At 46.1% G+C, this 6,178-nt stretch carries 7 protein-coding genes; 2 read left to right on the plus strand and 5 right to left on the minus strand.

What is annotated here, in order from left to right:
- The first annotated feature begins 128 nt into the window (after positions 1 to 128).
- A complete protein-coding gene (locus NC980_RS10685) occupies positions 129 to 1,697 on the plus strand; it encodes an FAD-dependent monooxygenase (protein WP_190379136.1) in 1,569 nt (522 codons plus the stop codon).
- A 213-nt stretch (positions 1,698 to 1,910) separates the two neighbouring features.
- Here the strand turns inward: NC980_RS10685 and NC980_RS10690 are convergent, their stop codons facing one another.
- The 5 genes from NC980_RS10690 to NC980_RS10710 form a co-directional block, all read right to left on the minus strand.
- Positions 1,911 to 2,603: a phosphotransferase gene (locus NC980_RS10690; RefSeq protein WP_190379160.1), complete on the minus strand. Its 693-nt coding sequence runs from the start codon at positions 2,601 to 2,603 to the stop codon at positions 1,911 to 1,913.
- Between the two features lie 152 nt (positions 2,604 to 2,755).
- The gene (locus tag NC980_RS10695) at positions 2,756 to 3,115 is read right to left on the minus strand and encodes a hypothetical protein (RefSeq protein WP_190379137.1); all 360 of its coding nucleotides are present in this window, start codon (positions 3,113 to 3,115) and stop codon (positions 2,756 to 2,758) included.
- An 81-nt stretch (positions 3,116 to 3,196) separates the two neighbouring features.
- Positions 3,197 to 3,778 carry a hypothetical protein gene (locus NC980_RS10700; protein WP_190379138.1) on the minus strand — a complete coding sequence of 194 codons (582 nt, stop codon included), beginning with the start codon at positions 3,776 to 3,778 and terminating at the stop codon, positions 3,197 to 3,199.
- Positions 3,779 to 3,788: 10 nt separating this feature from the next.
- Entirely contained in the window at positions 3,789 to 4,535 is a 747-nt protein-coding gene (locus NC980_RS10705) for a hypothetical protein (protein WP_190379139.1), read from the minus strand.
- A gap of 93 nt (positions 4,536 to 4,628) precedes the next feature.
- Complete coding sequence (locus NC980_RS10710; protein WP_190379140.1) at positions 4,629 to 4,949, minus strand: hypothetical protein; 321 nt, start codon at positions 4,947 to 4,949, stop codon at positions 4,629 to 4,631.
- Between the two features lie 369 nt (positions 4,950 to 5,318).
- On the opposite strand from NC980_RS10710, the gene NC980_RS10715 reads away from it, so the two are divergent.
- On the plus strand, positions 5,319 to 5,525 hold the full coding sequence (locus tag NC980_RS10715; protein ID WP_190379141.1) for a hypothetical protein: 207 nt from the start codon (positions 5,319 to 5,321) through the stop codon (positions 5,523 to 5,525).
- Positions 5,526 to 6,178 lie beyond the last annotated feature (653 nt).

Consider the following 6,178-nt stretch of genomic DNA (forward strand, 5'->3'; position numbering starts at 1 on the left):
TCGTCCTTAAGTCTGAATTATCCATTCATTCTTGACATTCTAAACTAAACCAATTAGTTTAGTGATAGCAAGCTAAACTGATCGGTTTAGTTCAATCGCTTCAACAGAGGAAGAGGAGGCATTAAACAATGCTAGATTCCGCACTTCAAACAGATGTCATCATTGTCGGAGCAGGACCAACTGGGCTTTCACTCGCTGTGCAGTTAATGCGCTACAACATCAATTTTGTCATTGTTGACCGCAAACAAGGAGTGACTGAGCTATCTAAGGCACTGGTCGTTCACGCGCGGACGCTGGAGATTTACGACCAAGCAGGTTTGGCAGAAGCTGCCGTTGCCGGGGGAGAACAGGTGCAGAACGTCGCCTTGCTGCACGGAGGCAAAATCAGCGCCCATCTCGACTTTTCGGGCTTCGGTGGACAACTTAGCCCATTTCCGTTTTTCCTCATTTTTGAGCAAAGCAAGAATGAGCGACTGCTTTACGAGCATCTTCAGCATCATGGAAAAGACGTGCAGTGGCAGACTGAGTTAGAAAGTTTGACACAAGATGCACAGGGAGTCAGGGCGATCGTCAAAACGGCAAGCGGTGAAACGCAGACGATCGTCGCTCAATACTTGGTTGGCTGTGACGGTGCGAACAGTCCAACCCGACATTTGCTCAATCTTCTGTTTGAAGGCTCGACTTACCCACGCCTGTTTTATGTCGCAGATGTGGAGGCAAAATTTCTGGGAGATGAGGCAACCCTTTACGCTGCCCCAGGACGTGACTCGTTTGCACTGATGTTTCCAATGCAAGGCGAGCAGCACTGGCGATTGGTTGGCAATTTGCCCGAATACAATCAGCAGCCGGATCGAGAAGTCACCTTCGATGAAGTGGAAGCGAAAGTGAAGCAACTGGTGCAATTGCCGCTAGAGATCAACACAGTGCGATGGTTTTCGACGTACAAAGTTCATACTCGTCACGCCGAACAATTCTCTGTAGGTCGATGCTTTCTTGCAGGTGATGCTGCCCATATCCACACACCTGCTGGCGGACAAGGGATGAATACGGGCATTCAGGATGCTTACAATCTTGCCTGGAAGTTAGCATTTGTGTTGCAGGGCAAGGCACATGAGTCGTTACTGACAACCTATAACGAGGAACGCTTGGCGAATGCGAAACGGCTGTTGCATACAACTGACCAATTTTTTGATATCGCAGCGAGCGATCGCTGGTATTTCCGCTTCTTCCGCGACAAGATCTTGCCAAGCCTTGCGGGGATTATGACGCAATTCAATACTGCGAAAGAGTTCCTGTTTCCGATGGTGTCTCAAATTGGTTTGAACTATGACGATAGTTCTCTCAGCCAACATCAGCAAGACCATAAGTTTGAGATTAAAGCAGGCGATCGTATGCCTTATTTTCTGATAGATGGGGAGAACATTTACCATCAGCTTCGCGATCTAAAATTTCACTTGCTTGTGTTCTCTGATGGGCGACAGAACTATGATCATTTAGCACAAGAAGTCGAAGCGCAATACGGGAACTTCATTGATTTCCATGTCATTCCGCTTTACCCAAAAGTGGTTGAAATTTTCGGTAGTCATCAGCCCTTCAAGCTACTGCTGCGCCCCGACCATTACACCGCATTGCTTTCTCCAGACTGTTCTCTAAGCGATTTGAAGGACTACTTCCATCAGGTTGTTGGACAAGTTTAATTTCTCCTGCGTTTAGATATTGTCTTTTGGGACGAAAATACCCTTTCATCTAGCATCAAGAATCATTTGTAGTTTTGCTTTAACCCTAGCGTAATCTTCTCTATCATTCTGAATTGCCGCGATCGCTAATCCTCCTAATCCAATATGCAGTATGTAGCAGCGCAGTCGCTCTTCAAAGTTCACAAGCGACAATCTTATCTCTTGATCTCGAATCTAGGCTTGCCATTGTTGTTTGTAGCAAACATTCTCAGACCAAAACTCTAGATAAGCAATATCGTAAACGTAATCTCCCAATCGAGATTCTGCCCAATCGAGAACGCCCGTGACCCGTTGCCTGTTCGACATGACATTATCAAATCCAAAGTCACCATGCACCCAATATTTAGCTGTGGAACAGAATGGTAAAACAATCTGCATCGCAGCAAACACTGTCTTAAAGAAGGCTTGCTCCATAACTGTGTGTTCAAAGAGTTGATCCCAGGTGAAAGCGAACTTTTGGTTATAAAACGACAGCAGATACTCTTGCCAAGACGCAAAGCGACCGTTGCCAGAAGCATCGGTGAGTCCCCAGCCGGTATAGTTTGAGCTATCGAGAGTATGGATCGCGTGGAGTGCTTCAAATAAGCTCGGTAAGGTTGGTTGAATCAATCGCGGTTCCAGGTCATTCAACGTCCTGCCGGGGCACTGTTCTGTGATCGCAAAATAGTAACCTTCGTTCAAGCGATCGCATTGAATTAGCCTGGGAATCGGTAACCGTGCTGATGCAAACTGGCAATAAGCAAAGGCATCCTTCTGAAAGTCTTCTTCATACGAATTATCCGAATCACAAATTGCTGTTGATCGAGACGAAACGAAAAGGCTTGCGAAAACATTCCTGACCCAATCAAAACAATATCTGAAACCGATGGGTCAACACGAGATTGAAGAAAATTCGTCACTGATGCTGTGGTAATCATTGTAATCATTCAGCTAATTCTCGATGACGAATTGAAGCGATACCACAGAAGATGTAACTCGTCTGCATCAGCATTCCTTTCAACCTATTAGGGTGCAAGCTGCTACACACGGATCATGGCACCGGTTTCATCGGTATTGGTTAAAAACCGACCATTGGGACTGAAGCGCAACAGTTGAGAACCGAGGGCATTGGCAGGCAAGTTGTGCAGAAGTTGATTGGTGTTGAGGTTCCATAGACGGATATGGTTGTAGTAGCCGATCGCCAAGGTACGACCATCAGGGCTGACTGCGACCGACTTCGGTTGAATACCTCGAAACAGAGTGCGACTGAACTTTCCAGTTCTAGCATTCCATTGTTTCAGAGCGCCATCACTATACGCCACCACGAGCGATTCACCACTGGGCGTGAGCGCAATTGCTACAGCTCCAGCAGTCGAACTGTTGGGTAAGGTACTAACCACTTGACCACTGCGAAGATTCCAAACTTTGGCAGTGCCATTACTGCTAGCCGCCGCTAAGGTGTAGCCGTCAGGCGTAATCGCTCATACATCTGCCCAAGTACCCACAATCCGTTGAGATTGGCGACTGTTGAAGTTCCACAACGTAATGCCAAAGTCACCTCCTGTACCCGTCGCGTTGATCAAGGTCTGTCCATCACGAGTGAAAGTGACGATGCCTGACCCACGAGTCCGACTCGGAAAATCTGAGCGCACCCTGCCAGTTTCAGGATCTCGAAGCTGAATTTTACCGATAGAGTCTGCTGTCACCAAGGTTTGCCCATCGGGTGAAAGGAAAGCGGCAGTGAACCAATCATAGGGGTTGCTGGCAGTGAAGCTAAAAAGCTGCTTACCGGATCGCCAATCCCAAACTCTAGCGGATCGATCGGTCGTGCTGCTAGTTGAAATTAGCCTTCGCCCATCGCAACTGAAAGTCAGCGAGTAAACAAAGCTGGTGTGTCCAGTGAGTTCCTGTACAAGCTTGGGTTTAAAGTTTGTCGGTAACTGTGGCGTAAGGAACTGCGGACAAGCAGACTGCGCCGGAGTTTGAGCAACGGCAGCCGATGTTAAGGTTAGACCCAACAGGGCTGAGATCGTCATGGAGAGAACAAACAATTGACGAGCCATTTCAAATCTGTTACTTACTAAATAGTTTAGTGATATCTCCCCAAAATGGAGATGCGACGCAATCTGAACGATCTCCACAAGAGACGTTCGCCTGAAAGGTACGATTGTCCAACCATTTGAAGCTGCTCAAATCTGCAACAGCAGAGGTCTGCTGAAACATCTTGGCATCTTGGGATTGCAAATCAAGCGCGACAAACCAGGTCACTCCTTCCATGGATTCGGCAAACACAGCATACCGTTCATCGCTTGACCACTGCACCCAATCTTGTCCACCATATTTTGCAATACCGACTTTCTTAGCAATTTTGGCTTGTCGATCGACTAAAAATACCGCCCAACACAGTCCCACGTCATCGGTCGGTTCTTCACAGCCTTTGACAATGTTGAATCTGCCGGAGGGCGACGGATCAGACACGATTAAGCATTGAGCATACTTCACGTTGCCATTACTGACATAGGTGACGGGAATCTCAGCCAAAAGGGTTTTGTCCTGATACAACAGCTTTCCATTTGGGCTAAAGGTCAGTCCATGCACAGTGTTGCCCTTCAAAATCGTTGTCCATTGTTGTATCTCCGAAAGACGAGTTGTTACTGAACTCGCAGAGGGTGCTGGAGAAGATACTGATGTGGGTGAAATTGTCGTTGTTGCTTGAGGCTGTTGCTGAGTTGTGGCACATCCAGCGATCATATTACTGAACCATAAACAGCCTGCAATAAGAAAGAAGAGCGAGCGAGAGTTTGGATAATTTATAGTCATTTCAATTACTCCAAAACCTTCACAGCAGGTCAATACGGCTGTCATGAATCCAGCAATGGCGATAGCTTCGCTACACGAGTACGTGCTCGCGGTTTAAAGCCAGGACTCACCCTTGCGATCAACCTGGCGGTGATTAATTTGGACAAACGAATTTCCTGAGAACCGCGTTACCACTCGACCCCATGGCGCAACACGACAGTTTGTTTGCTCCCGCTCAGTTCCGGCGATTTTGCCCATTCGTGGGAAAACATCGGCATCGTCGGGTAAGTCCTCATTTTCGTGATAGATATTATCTGGAGGAGCATTGCTTACAATTGACGATATCGCAGGAAGTTGAATCATTCCGATCGCCATTCCTAAAATTGCGCTGCTCCAAAGTAGTTTTTCTGAAAAATGTGTGATAGTTTGCTGCATTATCTTAGTCGATTTGAACTTGAAAATGCGGGATTCGCACAGAACATTGTAGGCATCCTAGTCAATGTGATTGCATTACTATCGAGGTTTCAACAACAAGCACGTTTGACCCTTATTCTGATTTGTCAATATAAAGTTTGTGAATGAGTTACAGATTCTGAAACGAAGCTTCAGTTTAATGACAATCTATTCAAAACCGACGGCAATACGAACGAAACCAGTTCGTTTGTCAATCTAAAATCCTTGCGACATAAGCATCAATCTTCCATGCTTGCACGATGATGATTACGGTAAGATTAGAATGTATCTCTTGTGTATTTTTCTTTAACTAAGACTGATTCAAGCTCTATTCTCCGCGAGGAATAACTCATGAATGCAGAAAACGGCTCTAGCGATCGTGTTGCTACTATTCTGCAACGCTTTCAAGCCCTCATTGATGAAAACCTCAGCGAAGATGAGATTGCAACTCAAATTAAGATGAATTTTACTGAGGAAGAGCAAAAGGTGATCAGCGAGGCTCTTTTGAGCCTGATCCAAGCTGATGAGACTGAACGCTATTTTCCATTAGATAGTTGAGCATTCGAGGCTAGGGGATTATCAACTTAACCACGTAGGTTCAGGATTAAGTACAGTAATCCTTAAATATTCAAGCGTTGCTCAATGTTAGGCAGCTAGATTTGACAGCCGAAATTTAAACACTTCGTTCAACTGCAAGTCCGTTGCCTCTGGCACAGCAAAGGTAGAAGAATATTGCTTCTGCTCATTTGAAGGAAAGACGGATTGGGAGGGAGATTTAGGAAAAGCAGACTTGAAGCGATCGCGTCACTGGAGGAACAGCATAATCATTGAGTAACGCGATCGCTTCATCGGTTTGCTGGTTGTCATCCAGTAATTGTGCAAGTCTACGTAGTAACTCATATCGGTATTCTAGAACTTCAATCGTTTAAGCCAGCTGTACTGCTTCGAGATACACCTCTGCTGTACGAGGATTCCGGGGATGAGATGTAAAACGGGCATTATCAACTTAACGGAACAGATTCAAAATTAGGCACGATAATTCCTGAGCAGTCTTGATCCCTCTGATTACGCAGCAGAATTCAGCCCAGCAACTTCTCGCCACTCTTCAAATCGTTGACGCAGCTGTTTTCGGTAGCGTTTTGCACTTAGTTCATGTTGCTTTGGATGAAAGTGTCCTCGAAGCGGTTCAAACGCGGAGAGAAATCGTTGCG

Source organism: Leptolyngbya sp. AS-A5 (assembly GCF_039962495.1).
GTDB lineage: Bacteria > Cyanobacteriota > Cyanobacteriia > Leptolyngbyales > Leptolyngbyaceae > Leptolyngbya.

Coding starts and splice junctions, on each gene's coding strand:
- NC980_RS10685 (WP_190379136.1), top strand. CDS start 129: ATGCTAGATTCCGCACTTCAAACAGATGTCATCATTGTCGGAGCAGGA.
- NC980_RS10715 (WP_190379141.1), top strand. CDS start 5,319: ATGAATGCAGAAAACGGCTCTAGCGATCGTGTTGCTACTATTCTGCAA.
- NC980_RS10705 (WP_190379139.1), bottom strand. CDS start 4,535: ATGACTATAAATTATCCAAACTCTCGCTCGCTCTTCTTTCTTATTGCA.
- NC980_RS10700 (WP_190379138.1), bottom strand. CDS start 3,778: ATGGCTCGTCAATTGTTTGTTCTCTCCATGACGATCTCAGCCCTGTTG.
- NC980_RS10710 (WP_190379140.1), bottom strand. CDS start 4,949: ATGCAGCAAACTATCACACATTTTTCAGAAAAACTACTTTGGAGCAGC.